The organism is Lihuaxuella thermophila (assembly GCF_900110165.1).
Classification (GTDB): Bacteria; Bacillota; Bacilli; order Thermoactinomycetales; family Thermoactinomycetaceae; genus Lihuaxuella; species Lihuaxuella thermophila.
This window is the reverse complement of the sequence record NZ_FOCQ01000015.1, coordinates 60,545-75,490: the sequence shown is the minus strand read 5'-3', so window position 1 is coordinate 75,490 and position 14,946 is coordinate 60,545. Positions and strand designations below refer to the sequence as shown.

Below are 14,946 nucleotides of genomic sequence, written 5' to 3'. Positions count from 1 at the left end.
CCCTTCAAAGCGATTATTGACCTTTCACAGCGGATTTGATCACAAGATAGCTGTTTTTCGGTCCGGGTACGGAACCTTTGATGAGAAGCAGATTGTTTTCTGCGTCTACTCGAACAATTTGCAGATTTTGCGTGGTGACACGCTCTCCACCCATGCGACCCGGGAGGGTTTGCCCTTTAAATACACGGTTCGGAGCAATCGCACCCAGAGAACCCGGTCCGCGATGGTAACGGGAACCGTGAGACATCGGCCCGCGCGCTTGGTTGTGGCGCTTGATTGCACCTGCGAAACCTTTTCCTTTGGAGGTACCGGTCACATCAACCAATTCGCCTTCAGCGAAAATATCCGCTTTGACGACTCCGCCCAGCTCATACTCGTCCAGGTTTACTCCGCGGATTTCTTTGATGAATTTCTGCGGCTTGGCATTTGCTTTTTTTGCATGGCCGAGTTCCGGTTTGTTGGCACGATGTTCTTTTTTCTCTTCGAAACCGAGCTGGATGGCTGCATATCCGTCATTTGCTTCATCTTTCTTTTGCAGTACAACGCAGGGACCTGCTGCCACAACGGTGACGGGCACTACCACGCCATCTTCATTGAAGATTTGGGTCATCCCAATTTTTTTGCCGAGAATACCTTTCACTTTCTACACCTCCTGCCGTTTGAAAGTAGAAAAATTACAATTTGATTTCAATATCCACGCCGGAAGGCAAATCCAATCTCATCAACGCATCCACGGTTTGCTGAGTCGGATTCACGATGTCGATCAGACGTTTATGAGTGCGCATCTCGAATTGCTCACGAGAATCTTTATATTTGTGAACCGCACGCAGAATCGTATAAACCGTTTTATCGGTCGGCAGTGGAATCGGTCCGGAAACATTGGCCCCGGTCCGCTTTGCCGTATCGACGATTTTTTCCGCCGATTGATCCAGTATGCGGTGATCGTAAGCCTTGAGACGAATGCGAATCTTTTGTTTTGCCATTGGTAACCCTCCTTCTCGCTCAATTTGAAAATTGAACTTCTCCATGGAAATTTCCCGCCCGCCCATGGCAAAGGGGCCGGGTGTGTCGGCAACCTTCCACTTCATCGCTGTTCATGACAACATTCAAGATTATATAGAAAAACAGAAACAGATGCAAGTTATTTTCCATCCGTTTTGGGGTAATAGAACACTTTAGTGCTTGATCTCAGCTGCCTGCAACGCGTTCAACCCTCAGCACACCGCTATTAAACGGCTCAACCGGAGCACAAAACAAGCGAAACTCTTTGCCCAACCGCTGGCTCTTGGAATGGCCGATCCACTTGTAAGTCTATCCATAAATGACCTCTTATTTATATTGATATCTAATAGAAATCTTTTAACTGCCCTTACCCCTGTTTAGGAGAAATATCATGCAATGCAAAATCATGTCTGGAGTTCACGCAAATGATCTCATCCATATGACCGGACAAGAGAGATGGAAGAATCCGTCGAACACTGTCATCTTGGATATTTCCGGGGAAATACTTGTAGAAGATTACTAGGGAACCAAGATCCAAATCGTCATTTTCGGATAACCCTGAGCAGAAAGCGACACCATTCTCTTTATTTCAAACTTACAACTAAAAAAAGCTATCTCATCCGCTGGACAAGATAGCTGAGTAACTGATCAATTACTGGACTTGCGAATTAAACGACATGATCCAGACTGAACCGGCCACGATCGTAACCACGATCACCACGCCAAGGATCAAAGCCATTACATTGTATCTCGGCTTTTCTCCCTCTTTGATGTGCATGAAAAAGAACAGTTGAACCAAGAATTGCAAAACTGCCATGGCAATGATGGTCACCACAAGCGCTGTCGGACTCATCATCTTATTTAATACCAGGACCAATGGAATAACGGTCAGGATGATCGATAAGATAAACCCGATGGTATACGATTTAACCGACCCGTGGCTCTCTTGATTCATCCTACATCACCCCCATCAGATACACGACGGTAAAGAGGAAAATCCACACGACGTCAAGAAAATGCCAGTACAAACAGATGTTGTACACTTTCCGGCTGGTCACGGGGTTGATCCCGTGACGTCCTAATTGAATCATAATCGCGATCATCCAAATCAATCCGAAAGAAACGTGAAGACCGTGCGTGCCGACCAGGGTAAAGAACGCGGACAGGAAGGCGCTCGTGGAGATGGTGGCTCCTTCCATCACCATATGATAAAACTCATTGATTTCCAGACCGATAAAGGCTAAACCTAACAGGGCCGTTACGATCAGCCAAGTGATCAGTTCTTTGATCTTCCCTTTGTGCATGGCTAAAACGGCCAGTCCGCTGGTAAAGCTGCTCGTCAACAAAATGAACGTTTCCGCGACAAATCCCGCAACATCAAATATTTCTTTGCCTACAGGGCCGCCCGCCGTGTTCGTGCGCAGGACGACATACGTGGCAAACAAGGTGCCGAACAAAATACAGTCAGTGACAAGGAAGATCCAAAAGCCAAGAGTCTTGAGAGACTCTTGATCGTGATGGTCATCATGGTGATGTTTATGATGGGATGCGGCATGTTCCATTATACAGCCCTCCCTAGTGCTTTTTCGGTACGCTCGATCTCTTTAACCGGAATATAATAATCCGTGTCGTATTGGAAAGAACGAGCGAGTAAACAAATCCCTACTCCGATCAGACCGAACACAGCCATCCACACCCACGAGAACGTAAAGCCAAATCCGGCAATAAACCAGAAGACGGACATAATGAACGGAATACCGGAGTTTTTCGGCATATGAATGGGTTTGAGCTGCACAGGTTTCTTTTTGGTGCCGTCTTGTTGCATCTCTTTCTTCATTTCCCACCAGGCATCTGGCCCTTTTACTTGCGGGATGACGGCAAAGTTGTAATGGGGAGCCGGAGAGGGAATCGACCACTCCAGCGTCCGTCCGTTCCAGGGGTCACCTGTCCGGTCACGCTCGCCGTGTTTAATGCTGTAAGCGATTTGCCAGATTTGGAAAACGAACCCGGCCCCCATGAGGAAGGCCCCTACCGTAGACGTAAAGTTGAGCGGCGCCCAACCCAGATCCCATCCATAGGTATAAACTCTCCGGGTCATTCCCATGAAACCTAACGCATATTGCGGCATAAAACACACATAGAAACCGATATTCCACAACCAGAAGCCCCATTTGCCGAGACGTTCATCCAGCTTAAAGCCGAACATCTTCGGCCACCAATAGTAAATGCCGGCCAAATATCCGAACACAACGCCGCCAATCAATACCTGATGGAAATGGGCAATCAGGAAATAGCTGTTGTGATACTGATAGTCTGCAGGAGCGACAGCCAGCATAACCCCAGTTGCCCCGCCGACGGCAAAGCAAGGAATAAACGCCAGGGTCCAAAGCATGGGCTGCTTCAATTGAATCCGTCCGCGGAACATCGTAAACAGCCAGTTAAAGACCTTCACACCTGTCGGGATGGCGATGGCCATGGTCGTGACGGCAAAGAAGGCGTTGACATCCGCTCCCGCGCCCATGGTGAAGAAGTGGTGTACCCAGGTGAAGAAAGCCAGCACACTGATAATCATCATGGCAAATACCATCGATTTATAGCCAAAGATCTTCTTTCTCGAGAACGTGCTCACGATCTCGGAGAAAATACCGAAAGCCGGCAGGATGACAATATACACCTCGGGATGTCCCCACATCCAGATCAAGTTCACGTACATCATCGGATTCCCGCCGCCGTCCATGGTGAAGAAATGCCCGCCAAAGAAACGGTCGACGAATAAGAGACCCAGCGTTACCGTCAGGATCGGGAACGCAAAGATAATCAGGATGCAGGTGGCCAGAACTGACCAGGTAAACATGGGCATGTCCATCAATTTCATGCCCGGAGCACGCATTTTTAAGATGGTGACCAGAAAGTTGATTCCGGTAGCCAAACTACCGATTCCGGAGATCTGAATCCCCCAAATATAGAAATTTTGTCCGACTCCCGGACTGTGGGAGAGTTCGGACAGCGGCGGATAAGCCAGCCAACCTGAATCCGGGGAACCACCGATGACAAAAGAGATGTTGAAGAGCAATGCCCCAAAGAAAAACAGCCAAAAGCTTAACGCATTGAGGAAAGGATACGCAACGTCCCGCGCTCCGATCTGCAGCGGGACGACGATGTTAAACAAAGCGAACATCATCGGCATCGCCATGAAAAGGATCATGATCGTGCCGTGCGTCGTAAAAATGGCATTGTAGTGTTCGGAGTGCAAAAAGTGCATCTCCGGCAAAGCCAGCTGCAACCGCATCAGCAGGGCATCTACACCGCCCCGGAACAGCATCAGCAGCGACGCGATCAAATACATGATCCCAATTTTCTTGTGATCAACGGTTGTGAGCCATTCCCTCCATAACCAGCCCCATTTTTTGTAATAAGTGAGCACAAAGATGATGGCAAACGTAGTGAGTACAATCGCAACATCCGCCCCGTAGATCAACGGATCACCCGTCACGAAGAAGGTAGATGCAAAATCTTTTATTTTCTCCCACATTGGCCTTCCTCCTCTCTTTCCCTTTAATGGTGCTTATGCATGCCGGACATGTCATGCTTCTCTGTCTCATGTCCGGTTCCGTGATTGTTCGAATGGTGCTTATGGTTCGGACCGCCGTTTTTATTTACGATGTATTCAAAGAGGCCTTCGGGATAAGACGAAAAGGACATCACATCAGCAAGACCAGGTTTGGCCAGATTCCGGTAACCGTCCATTGTCAACTCCGGGGCTGTCTTCTTGATTTGGTTCGCCCACTTATCAAATTCAGCTTGCGACTTGGCAACCACTTTAAATTGCATGTGAGCAAATCCTTTACCCGTAAAGTTTGCTCCCTGGCCAAAATACTCGCCGGGCTGATCCGCTTGCAGCCACAATCGCATGGCCATTCCGGGCATGGTGTACACTTGTCCGCCAAGTTGCGGAACCCAGAAGGAGTTCATCGGAGCATCGGACGTCACCTCAAATTGAACAGGAACCCCGGCCGGAATCGGGGCGTAATTGACAGTGGCAATCTTTTGCTCAGGGTAGATGAACAGCCACTTCCAATCGAGCGAAGTCACTTGAACTTTGATAGCCGTCGGGGCGGGCGGTTTGGGCAGCGCAAAAGTCGCTTTCACTGTATAAAAGCCGAGCAGCGCAATGATCACAACCGGAATCCCCCACCAAACAACCTCCAACAGCGTATTGTGCGCCCACTCCGGTTTATAGGGTGCTTTGTTGCCGGGCCGGTCCCTGTAACGATAGACAACAAAGACGGTAAGTATGATCACAGGAATGACGACAATCGCACAGAGAATGGCAGACACCACAATCAGCTGATACTGGGTTTCAGCCACCGGGCCTCTTGGCTCCAGCACAAGAAATTGATTTTCGCATCCGGCAAGGACAATTATCGCGAACGCTGCCATGATGATCAGCTGAATACAACGGAGCAGCCTTGGTTTTCGCATTGGAATGATCTCCTCTCCAGCAATCTATATATCTATCAGGATTCGTCGTGTCATCATTGGAATGAAACATCTTATCCATTTGTTCCATCATAACAGATAAAATTTTTTCAGCTGACTACTTTGATCCAATGTCAAAAAGCTGTTCCAGATTTGTTACAAAGGTTCCACGCATTCTTCACAAGATGTTCGAACAAACAAAAGAGGGCAGTTCCATCACCAGATGGAACTGCCCTTCATGATTTATTAAAATTTTTAGTTATGTAATTGCTTTCAAACAGACTATCGTTTATTCATGATTCTGTGTTGTATGAAGCAATTGAAAAATGGTAGCAAGGACAAAAATATTCATTCCAGCTATTAAAAACCCTATTGCCACCATCAATCCAAGATTCTCCCCGCTGAAGTCGCTTACATTCGGGGCCAACAGCACAAAACCCGCGACAATGACCACCCAGGCCAGAATTCGTAACATTTCGCCAGCTTTCATTCCGCTATTTTGAACCGAATTTCTTTTTTTAAATGGATAGACATGATTGCTCATGATCCCAACCCCTTGGTTAGATAGAACATCTATATGTTCATCATACCACAAGGATCGCATTTTGTTCATAAAATGTTCGAAATACGATCGAAAAATCGTTAAAAATGAATGGGCTCATTTATTCCGTTTTACATTTATGATCCAGACTCAGCGGTCCATTGGTGCAAAATGAAAGTGGTTGATTAAATGAGTTGTGATTACGATATTATGAGTTCAGCCAGTGGTTCCGTCCGTTCCATTTCATAAAGAATACAGCGGTTACGGGACGCCGATCGCCCCGTCTCCGGGTTCTCGTCGTCTTTCTTCAGCTTTCCAAAGAATACGCCAGCCTTCCACCGACTGATCAAAAAACAAAAAAAGGCTGTCAGCCCAAAACGGGTTAACAGCCTGATGGATGGGAAATTACTCGATGATCGAAGTTACAGCGCCGGCACCTACGGTACGTCCGCCTTCACGGATCGCGAAACGAGTACCGTCTTCGATCGCGATCGGAGCGATGAGTTCTACTTCCATTTCTACGTTGTCGCCAGGCATGCACATTTCAACGCCTTCCGGCAATTTGATAACGCCGGTTACGTCAGTGGTACGGAAGTAGAATTGCGGACGGTAACCGGAGAAGAACGGGGTATGACGTCCACCTTCTTCTTTGGAGAGAACGTATACTTGAGCTTTGAACTTGGTGTGCGGCTTCACGCTGCCAGGTTTAGCGATAACTTGACCGCGTTGTACGTCTTTACGCTCAACACCACGCAAGAGGGCACCGATGTTGTCACCAGCTTGAGCTTGATCGAGCAGCTTGCGGAACATTTCCACACCGGTTACAACGGTTTTGCGGGTTTCAGCGAGACCAACGATTTCTACTTCGTCACCCACTTTAACAATTCCGCGCTCTACACGGCCGGTAGCAACGGTACCGCGACCGGTGATGGTAAATACGTCCTCAACAGGCATGAGGAGAGGTTTGTCGGTTTCGCGTTCCGGGGTCGGAACGTACTCGTCAACAGCAGCCATCAGTTCATGGATGCGCTCAGCCCACTCACCAGTCGGATCTTCGAGAGCTTTGAGAGCGGAACCTTTGACTACAGGAATGTCATCTCCCGGGAACTCGTACTCGGAGAGGAGTTCACGAACTTCCATTTCAACGAGTTCGAGAAGCTCTTCATCGTCAACCATGTCAACTTTGTTCAAGAATACGACGATGTACGGTACCCCTACCTGACGGGAGAGCAAGATGTGCTCACGGGTTTGCGGCATCGGACCGTCAGCAGCGGATACTACGAGAATAGCCCCGTCCATCTGAGCAGCACCGGTGATCATGTTTTTCACGTAGTCAGCGTGTCCCGGGCAGTCAACGTGAGCATAGTGACGATTTTCGGTCTCATACTCAACGTGAGCGGTGGAGATGGTGATACCACGTTCTCTTTCTTCCGGAGCTTTATCGATTTGGTCGTAAGCAGTTGCTTGTGCACCGCCTTTTTGAGCGAGAACGGTGGTGATCGCAGCGGTCAAAGTGGTTTTACCGTGGTCAACGTGACCGATGGTACCAATGTTAACGTGAGGTTTTGTACGTTCAAACTTGGCTTTAGCCATGACTCATAATCCTCCCTTTATTAAGGAATAAGTATTGATTTTTGTGGATGTATAGGAAACCCGGGAAGCGGCAGAACCGCTTCTCCAGTTTCTTCTAATGGAACATCAATTATGCGCCGGAAGATTTCTTGATGATTTCATCAGCGATGTTCTTCGGCACTTCCTCATAGTGGTCAAACACCATGGTGAACGTACCGCGGCCTTGGGTACGGGAACGCAAATTGTTCACGTAACCAAACAATTCCGCAAGCGGAACCATTCCGCGAACGATCTGTGCACCACCGCGGGATTCCATTCCTTCTACGCGACCGCGACGAGCGTTGATGTCGCCCATAACGTCCCCCATAAACTCTTCGGGAACAACGACTTCCACTTTCATCACAGGCTCGAGAAGGACGGGGTTACACTTGGCTCCCGCAGCTTTCAGCGCCATGGAACCGGCGATCTTGAATGCCATTTCCGAGGAGTCTACATCGTGGTAAGAACCATCGACGAGCGTTGCCCGGATGTCGACCAGCGGATAACCGGCCAGGACACCATTCTGCATGGCTTCTTCGATCCCTGCTTGTACGGCCGGGATGTATTCCTTCGGCACCACGCCACCGACAATCTTGTTGACAAATTCGAAGCCGGCACCTTCTTCAAGCGGCTCGAATTCGACCCAAACGTGACCGTATTGCCCGCGTCCACCGGACTGGCGGATAAACTTTCCTTCCACTTTGGCGGGGCTGCGGAAAGTTTCTTTGTAAGCCACCTGCGGAGCGCCCACATTGGCTTCTACTTTAAATTCACGTCTGAGACGGTCCACGATGATGTCCAGGTGGAGCTCACCCATACCGGAGATGATGGTTTGCCCGGTTTCTTCATCGGTAAATGTTTTGAAGGTGGGATCTTCTTCCGCCAATTTGGCAAGCGCCACACCCATTTTATCCTGATCGCTCTTGGATTTTGGTTCAATCGCGATCTGGAGCACCGGATCCGGGAATTCCATGGACTCAAGGATGATCGGGTTTTTCTCATCACAGAGAGTTTCCCCGGTTGTGGTATCCTTGAGGCCAACGGCTGCAGCGATGTCACCTGCATAAACGGTGCTGATCTCTTCACGGTGGTTGGCGTGCATTTGGAGAATGCGGCCAATCCGCTCGCGCTTCCCTTTGGTGGAGTTCAGCACATAGGAGCCTGAATTCAACGTACCGGAGTAGACGCGGAAGAATGTCAGTTTACCGACATACGGGTCGGACATAATTTTGAACGCCAGAGCGGCGAACGGCTCATCATCGCTGGAATGGCGAACCGCTTCAGTGCCGTCGGGCAGCTGCCCCTGAATCGCGGGAACATCCAGCGGAGAGGGCAGATAATCGACAACCGCATCGAGGAGCGGCTGTACCCCTTTGTTTTTGTAGGAAGAACCGCAAAGTACCGGAGTGATTTTCACTTCACAGGTACCTTTGCGCAGAGCCGCCTTGATTTCCTCTTCAGTGATTTCTTCACCTTCGAGGTATTTCATCATCAGCTCTTCGTCCAAGTCCGCAACTGCTTCGATGAGCTGGTTGCGGTACTCTTCCGCTTTTTCCTTGTACTCATCCGGAATTTCGCGCGCTTCGGACTGAGTACCGAGATCATCGGTGTACACAATCGCCTGCATTTTAACCAGGTCAATGATACCTTCGAAGGTATCTTCTGCGCCGATCGGCAATTGGATCGGGACTGCGTTCGCTTGAAGACGCTCGCGCATTTGCTCAACAGCGCCGTAGAAGTCGGCACCGATGATATCCATTTTGTTTACATACGCGATACGCGGTACACCATAACGGTCTGCTTGTCTCCAAACAGTTTCCGATTGAGGTTCTACGCCGCCTTTTGCGCAGAATACCCCAACGGCTCCATCCAGTACACGGAGGGACCGCTCTACTTCGACAGTAAAATCAACGTGTCCCGGAGTATCAATGATATTGATCCGGTGACCCTTCCACTGAGCAGTGGTAGCAGCGGAAGTAATGGTGATTCCGCGCTCTTGCTCCTGTTCCATCCAGTCCATGGTTGCAGCGCCTTCGTGCACCTCACCAATTTTGTGAACGCGACCGGTATAGAAGAGAATACGCTCAGTAGTCGTTGTTTTTCCTGCATCGATATGAGCCATGATCCCGATATTCCGTGTATCTTTCAAGGAGAATTCACGTGCCATCGGAAATTTCTCCCTTCATATTCACAAGAATGTCTGGGCATTACCAGCGGTAATGTGCAAATGCACGGTTGGCTTCGGCCATACGATGCGTATCTTCTTTTTTCTTCACAGCCGAACCGGTGTTGTTGGCTGCATCCATAATTTCGTTAGCCAAACGCTCCTGCATGGTTTTTTCGTTGCGGAGGCGAGCGTAGCTGACCAACCAGCGCAACCCTAGGCTGGTGCGCCGCTCGGGTTTCACCTCAACCGGAACTTGGTAGTTGGCACCACCTACACGGCGGGCTTTAACTTCGAGTACCGGCATCACGTTTTTGAGCGCCTGCTCAAATACTTCCATCGGGTCTTTGCCGGTACGCTCCCGAATGATATCAAAAGCATCGTAAAGAATTCGCTGGGCCTTTCCTTTTTTACCGTCATACATGAGACGGTTGATCAGACGAGTTACCAACTTGCTGTTGTAAATCGGATCAGGAAGTGCGTCCCTGCGAGGTACTGGGCCTTTACGCGGCATGCTTTTCCCTCCTTTTCCACTTCAATTTCTGGTGCTTAAGATGAACCTTATTTTTTAGGACGTTTGGTACCGTACTTGGAACGGCCTTGCATACGGTTGTTTACACCGGCGGTATCGAGTGCACCGCGGACGATGTGATAACGAACACCAGGCAGGTCCTTCACACGGCCTCCGCGAATGAGAACGACGGAGTGCTCTTGCAGGTTGTGACCGATCCCCGGAATGTATGCAGTCACCTCGGTGCCGTTGGTCAAACGAACACGGGCATATTTACGCAGCGCAGAGTTCGGTTTTTTCGGGGTCATGGTTCCCACACGGGTGCACACACCGCGTTTTTGCGGAGCGCTTTGGGGTACCGTTTCTTTTTTGAAGCTGTTGTACGTGTATTGCAATGCAGGAGACTTCGATTTTCTCACTTTCGCTTTACGACCTTTGCGTACGAGCTGGTTAATTGTTGGCATATGCTGGCACCTCCTTTTTCGTTGGTCTTCAGAATCAAGACCACAGATCCAGGTGTTTCATCCATGGTCAAAAAAAGGCGAACGACCTTTATTGAATCAGGATCGCGCGCCCATTCCACAGGCACGCGATCTCATCTTTTTCAGTCGCTCCATCCGTTTACTTCAGAATGGCTGCTGTAGCTGCACCCACTTCAATCCCGCATGCTTTCCCCAAATCTCTCATGGAGTCCACATGTACAACAGCAATTCCCCGTTCTTTGCACATCGAGATGATAGAGCGGGTGATTTGCGGGTCCGCATCATCGGCCACAAATACCTCTTCGGCTCTACCTTGCTCGATCGCCTTCTTGGTTTGCTTGGTGCCGATCGTCAACGACTTTGCTTGTTTCACTTTTTCATAAGACATTGAATCGCCCTCCAAAGTGAATGGTTCCCAAGCACACGAAAATATCTTAACACCTGCATCTGCTAAAGTCAACAAGAAAACCTTAGCCGATTAAGAGTCGATCAACACCTTTTGCTTGGCGGAAGCATCTTTGTTGTTACCGTCGGTTTCGTTCGCCTGAGCGATTTTAAGAGTCCGGTAGCGGGCCATGCCGGTACCGGCAGGAACCAGTTTACCGATAATCACATTTTCCTTGAGTCCGAGCAGTCGGTCCACTTTTCCTTTGATCGCCGCATCGGTCAAGACACGGGTCGTCTCCTGGAAGGACGCCGCCGACAAGAAAGATTCCGTTTCCAAGGAAGCTTTGGTGATTCCCAGGAGTACAGGACGGGCCACTGCCGGTTCGCCCCCGGTGAGAAGTTCTTTCTTGTTCGCTTCTTCATAATCGTGGATATCCACGACGGAACCCGGCAGCAGATCGGTTGTTCCCGCATCGGTGATGCGGACTTTGCGCATCATCTGCCGGATCATCACTTCGATGTGCTTGTCATTGATTTCCACCCCTTGCAAGCGGTACACCTTTTGTACTTCTTGCAGGATGTACTGCTGTACGCCATGAACGCCCTTGACGCGCAACAGTTCTTTTGGGTCGATCGAACCCTCCGTCAATTCGTCCCCGGCTTTGACCTGTTCCCCAACGGCAACGCGAAGACGGGAACCATAAGGAGCGAAATGGACTTTCGTTTCCACTTCTCCTTTGATCTCGATTTCACGGCGGTCTTTGACTTCGCGAATATCGACGACCTCACCCGAAATCTCACTGATCACCGCTTGCCCTTTCGGGTTCCGGGCCTCAAACAGCTCCTGAATCCGCGGCAAACCTTGGGTAATATCATCTCCCGCTACCCCACCGGTATGGAAGGTACGCATCGTCAGCTGGGTACCGGGTTCACCGATGGATTGTGCCGCGATAATACCAACCGCTTCACCGATTTCCACAGGGGTACCCAAGGCCAGGTTGCGGCCGTAACACTTTTTGCAGACACCGTGTTTGGTCCGGCACGACAGCACGGAACGGATCACGACCCGATCAATGCCCGCTTCTATGATCTTGGAGGCAATTTCCTCATCGATCAGTTGGTTGCGGGAAACGATCACTTCTCCCGTTTCGGGATGGCGAATCGTTTTAAAAGCGGTACGTCCGACAATGCGGTCGTACAGTCCTTCAATGATTTCGTTTCCGTCCGAGATGTGCGTCACTTCCAACCCTTTATCCGTACCGCAATCTTCTTCGCGCACGATAACGTCTTGGGCCACGTCGACCAGACGGCGGGTCAGGTAACCGGAGTCGGCCGTTCGGAGAGCTGTATCCGCCAGACCTTTGCGCGCCCCGTGGGTGGAAATGAAGTATTCCAACACGGTCAGCCCTTCACGGAAGTTGGTGCGAATCGGTTGCTCAATGATTTTACCGGCCGGGTTGGCCATCAGACCCCGCATTCCGGCCAGCTGCGTAATCTGGGAAACGTTCCCCCGCGCTCCGGAGTGCGCCATCATGTAAATCGGGTTGTATTTACCCAAATTTTTCATGAGGACTTCCGTAATCTGGTCTTTGGCCTGGCTCCAGATGGAAATGATCCGTTCATATCGCTCGTCATCCGTAATGAGACCGCGGCGGTATTGCTTCATCACCGTTTCGACTTTTTGTTCGGCTTCGGCCAGAATTTCCGATTTTTGCTCCGGCACGGTGACATCGGATACCGACATGGTAATACCGGCTTTGGTCGAATACGAATAACCCAGCGCTTTTACTTTGTCGAGGATCTCCGCAGTCGTGGTGGTTCCAAAGCGGCGGAAACACTCGGCGATAATGGCCCCCAGGTCTTTCTTCTTAATCGCTCCGGGATCTGACATCCCCTTGACAAATTCGCGAATGTTGGTCCCTTTGTCGAAAATAAAGTATTTATCCGGCGTGCCGGCAAAGTTTTTCTTGCCCGGTTCGTTGATGTAGGGGAATTCTTCCGGGAAGATCTCATTGAAAATGAGCTTGCCCACCGTGGTGATGAGGAGCGCATTCCGCTGTTTATCCGTAAAGGTCGTCTTCCTGACGTTTTTCGCAGGGATCGCGATCCGGCTGTGCAAAGTGATATACCCGTGATGATAGGCGTTGATCGCTTCAGAGATGGAATAGTAGATATTCCCTTCCCCTTTGTCCCCGTCCTTTTCGATGGTCAGATAGTAACAGCCCAAGACCATATCCTGAGAAGGCGTGACCACAGGTTTTCCGTCTTTTGGGTTGAGAATGTTTTGCGCGGCCAGCATCAACAGGCGGGCTTCCGCCTGCGCTTCTGCGGAGAGCGGGACGTGAACGGCCATTTGGTCACCGTCAAAGTCGGCGTTGTAGGCCGTACATACCAGCGGGTGCAAACGGATCGCACGGCCTTCTACCAGGACCGGTTCAAACGCTTGAATTCCGAGACGGTGAAGGGTGGGCGCACGGTTTAAGAGCACCGGATGTTCTTTGATCACTTCTTCAAGGACGTCCCAAACTTCCGGATGTACGCGCTCTACTTTCCGTTTCGCGCTTTTGATATTGTGGGCCAGCCCTTTAGCCACCAATTCTTTCATCACAAACGGCTTAAACAGCTCCAAGGCCATTTCTTTCGGCAGGCCGCATTGGTACATTTTCAGGTTGGGCCCGACGACAATCACCGAACGTCCGGAGTAGTCTACCCGTTTTCCGAGCAGGTTCTGGCGGAACCGGCCCTGTTTTCCCTTCAGCATGTGGGACAGGGATTTCAGCGGGCGGTTGCCGGGACCAGTCACCGGACGACCGCGGCGGCCGTTGTCAATCAAGGCATCCACCGCTTCCTGCAGCATCCGCTTCTCATTTTGCACGATGATATCCGGGGCGCCGAGATCGAGCAATCGCTTGAGACGGTTGTTCCGGTTGATCACGCGCCGGTACAGGTCATTCAAGTCGGAAGTGGCAAAACGTCCCCCGTCCAGCTGCACCATCGGACGGAGTTCCGGAGGAATGACCGGCAGAACATCCAAAACCATCCATTCCGGGCGGTTGCCGGAAGAGCGGAATGCTTCCAGTACTTCCAGCCGTTTTACGGCCCGGTTGCGCCGCTGTCCCTGGGCGGTTTGCAACTCTTCTTTCAAGAGTTCAACCTCTTTATCCAGGTCAATTTCAGACAGCAGCCGTTTAATCGCCTCTGCCCCCATCATGGCAGTGAACGCATTGCCGTATTTTTCGCGATAGCTGCGGTATTCCTTCTCCGAAAGAAGTTGTTTTTTCTCGAGCGGAGTCGGGCCCGGATCAACAACCACATAGGAAGCGAAATAAATCACTTCCTCCAGGGAGCGCGGAGACATATCCAGAACAAGACCCATGCGGCTGGGAATTCCTTTGAAATACCAAATGTGGGAAACGGGGGCGGCCAGTTCGATATGCCCCATCCGTTCACGGCGCACCTTGGCGCGGGTCACTTCCACCCCGCAGCGGTCACAGACGACTCCCTTATAGCGAACCCGTTTATACTTACCGCAGTGACACTCCCAGTCCTTGGTGGGACCGAAGATTTTTTCACAAAAGAGACCTTCTTTTTCGGGTTTGAGCGTTCTGTAGTTGATCGTTTCGGGCTTTTTTACCTCCCCGCGAGACCAGGAACGGATTTTCTCAGGAGAGGCGAGGCCGATTTTCATATATTCAAAGTTATTCACATCGAGCATTGGGGCATTCCTCCCTCAGGATTCATCCCGTTGCAAGCGGGGAAAAGGCGTAAA

At 50.4% G+C, this 14,946-nt stretch carries 14 protein-coding genes; 1 reads left to right on the top strand and 13 read right to left on the bottom strand.

Going from position 1 to position 14,946, the window contains the following annotated elements:
• Window positions 1–13: 13 nt before the first annotated feature.
• Both rplC and rpsJ read right to left on the bottom strand, forming a co-directional pair.
• Window positions 14–640 carry a 50S ribosomal protein L3 gene (gene rplC, locus BMW55_RS15535; protein WP_089971472.1) on the bottom strand — a complete coding sequence of 209 codons (627 nt, stop codon included), beginning with the start codon at window positions 638–640 and terminating at the stop codon, window positions 14–16.
• A gap of 34 nt (window positions 641–674) precedes the next feature.
• The gene (rpsJ, locus tag BMW55_RS15530) at window positions 675–983 is read right to left on the bottom strand and encodes a 30S ribosomal protein S10 (RefSeq protein ID WP_089971469.1); all 309 of its coding nucleotides are present in this window, start codon (window positions 981–983) and stop codon (window positions 675–677) included.
• 410 nt (window positions 984–1,393) lie between these two features.
• Between rpsJ and BMW55_RS19850 the strand changes: the two genes are divergently transcribed.
• Window positions 1,394–1,525, top strand: coding sequence for a hypothetical protein (locus tag BMW55_RS19850; RefSeq protein WP_280139795.1), 132 nt, complete (start codon window positions 1,394–1,396; stop codon window positions 1,523–1,525).
• A 129-nt stretch (window positions 1,526–1,654) separates the two neighbouring features.
• Here BMW55_RS19850 and cyoD read toward each other — a convergent pair whose 3' ends face one another.
• From cyoD to rpoC, 11 genes are all read right to left on the bottom strand, one after another.
• Window positions 1,655–1,957 (bottom strand): cytochrome o ubiquinol oxidase subunit IV, encoded by a 303-nt coding sequence (gene cyoD / locus BMW55_RS15525; RefSeq protein ID WP_089971465.1) that lies wholly within the window; start codon window positions 1,955–1,957, stop codon window positions 1,655–1,657.
• A 1-nt stretch (window position 1,958) separates the two neighbouring features.
• Window positions 1,959–2,564, bottom strand: coding sequence for a cytochrome o ubiquinol oxidase subunit III (cyoC, locus tag BMW55_RS15520; RefSeq protein WP_089971462.1), 606 nt, complete (start codon window positions 2,562–2,564; stop codon window positions 1,959–1,961).
• A complete protein-coding gene (gene qoxB, locus BMW55_RS15515) occupies window positions 2,564–4,534 on the bottom strand; it encodes a cytochrome aa3 quinol oxidase subunit I (RefSeq protein WP_089971459.1) in 1,971 nt (656 codons plus the stop codon). Before qoxB ends, cyoC begins: the two co-directional genes overlap by 1 nt.
• 23 nt (window positions 4,535–4,557) lie before the next feature.
• Window positions 4,558–5,484, bottom strand: coding sequence for a ubiquinol oxidase subunit II (locus tag BMW55_RS15510; RefSeq protein ID WP_089971455.1), 927 nt, complete (start codon window positions 5,482–5,484; stop codon window positions 4,558–4,560).
• A gap of 286 nt (window positions 5,485–5,770) precedes the next feature.
• Window positions 5,771–6,025 (bottom strand): hypothetical protein, encoded by a 255-nt coding sequence (locus tag BMW55_RS15505; protein ID WP_089971452.1) that lies wholly within the window; start codon window positions 6,023–6,025, stop codon window positions 5,771–5,773.
• 402 nt (window positions 6,026–6,427) lie between these two features.
• The gene (gene tuf / locus BMW55_RS15500) at window positions 6,428–7,615 is read right to left on the bottom strand and encodes an elongation factor Tu (protein ID WP_089971449.1); all 1,188 of its coding nucleotides are present in this window, start codon (window positions 7,613–7,615) and stop codon (window positions 6,428–6,430) included.
• 109 nt (window positions 7,616–7,724) lie between these two features.
• Window positions 7,725–9,800, bottom strand: a complete 2,076-nt coding sequence (gene fusA / locus BMW55_RS15495; protein ID WP_089971446.1) for an elongation factor G — start codon at window positions 9,798–9,800, stop codon at window positions 7,725–7,727.
• Between the two features lie 40 nt (window positions 9,801–9,840).
• Window positions 9,841–10,311, bottom strand: coding sequence for a 30S ribosomal protein S7 (gene rpsG, locus BMW55_RS15490; protein WP_089971442.1), 471 nt, complete (start codon window positions 10,309–10,311; stop codon window positions 9,841–9,843).
• Between the two features lie 47 nt (window positions 10,312–10,358).
• Window positions 10,359–10,772 carry a 30S ribosomal protein S12 gene (rpsL, locus tag BMW55_RS15485; protein ID WP_089971439.1) on the bottom strand — a complete coding sequence of 138 codons (414 nt, stop codon included), beginning with the start codon at window positions 10,770–10,772 and terminating at the stop codon, window positions 10,359–10,361.
• 157 nt (window positions 10,773–10,929) lie between these two features.
• Window positions 10,930–11,178: a 50S ribosomal protein L7ae-like protein gene (locus BMW55_RS15480; RefSeq protein WP_089971436.1), complete on the bottom strand. Its 249-nt coding sequence runs from the start codon at window positions 11,176–11,178 to the stop codon at window positions 10,930–10,932.
• A 90-nt stretch (window positions 11,179–11,268) separates the two neighbouring features.
• Entirely contained in the window at window positions 11,269–14,892 is a 3,624-nt protein-coding gene (rpoC, locus tag BMW55_RS15475; protein WP_089971433.1) for a DNA-directed RNA polymerase subunit beta', read from the bottom strand.
• Between the last annotated feature and the right edge of the window lie 54 nt (window positions 14,893–14,946).

What these genes read in the sequence shown, in the direction of transcription:
- rpsJ (WP_089971469.1), bottom strand. Translation starts at nt 983, where the DNA reads ATGGCAAAACAAAAGATTCGCATTCGTCTCAAGGCTTACGATCACCGC.
- BMW55_RS19850 (WP_280139795.1), top strand. Translation starts at nt 1,394, where the DNA reads ATGCAATGCAAAATCATGTCTGGAGTTCACGCAAATGATCTCATCCAT.
- cyoD (WP_089971465.1), bottom strand. Translation starts at nt 1,957, where the DNA reads ATGAATCAAGAGAGCCACGGGTCGGTTAAATCGTATACCATCGGGTTT.
- cyoC (WP_089971462.1), bottom strand. Translation starts at nt 2,564, where the DNA reads ATGGAACATGCCGCATCCCATCATAAACATCACCATGATGACCATCAC.
- qoxB (WP_089971459.1), bottom strand. Translation starts at nt 4,534, where the DNA reads ATGTGGGAGAAAATAAAAGATTTTGCATCTACCTTCTTCGTGACGGGT.
- BMW55_RS15510 (WP_089971455.1), bottom strand. Translation starts at nt 5,484, where the DNA reads ATGCGAAAACCAAGGCTGCTCCGTTGTATTCAGCTGATCATCATGGCA.
- BMW55_RS15505 (WP_089971452.1), bottom strand. Translation starts at nt 6,025, where the DNA reads ATGAGCAATCATGTCTATCCATTTAAAAAAAGAAATTCGGTTCAAAAT.
- tuf (WP_089971449.1), bottom strand. Translation starts at nt 7,615, where the DNA reads ATGGCTAAAGCCAAGTTTGAACGTACAAAACCTCACGTTAACATTGGT.
- fusA (WP_089971446.1), bottom strand. Translation starts at nt 9,800, where the DNA reads ATGGCACGTGAATTCTCCTTGAAAGATACACGGAATATCGGGATCATG.
- rpsG (WP_089971442.1), bottom strand. Translation starts at nt 10,311, where the DNA reads ATGCCGCGTAAAGGCCCAGTACCTCGCAGGGACGCACTTCCTGATCCG.
- rpsL (WP_089971439.1), bottom strand. Translation starts at nt 10,772, where the DNA reads ATGCCAACAATTAACCAGCTCGTACGCAAAGGTCGTAAAGCGAAAGTG.
- BMW55_RS15480 (WP_089971436.1), bottom strand. Translation starts at nt 11,178, where the DNA reads ATGTCTTATGAAAAAGTGAAACAAGCAAAGTCGTTGACGATCGGCACC.
- rpoC (WP_089971433.1), bottom strand. Translation starts at nt 14,892, where the DNA reads ATGCTCGATGTGAATAACTTTGAATATATGAAAATCGGCCTCGCCTCT.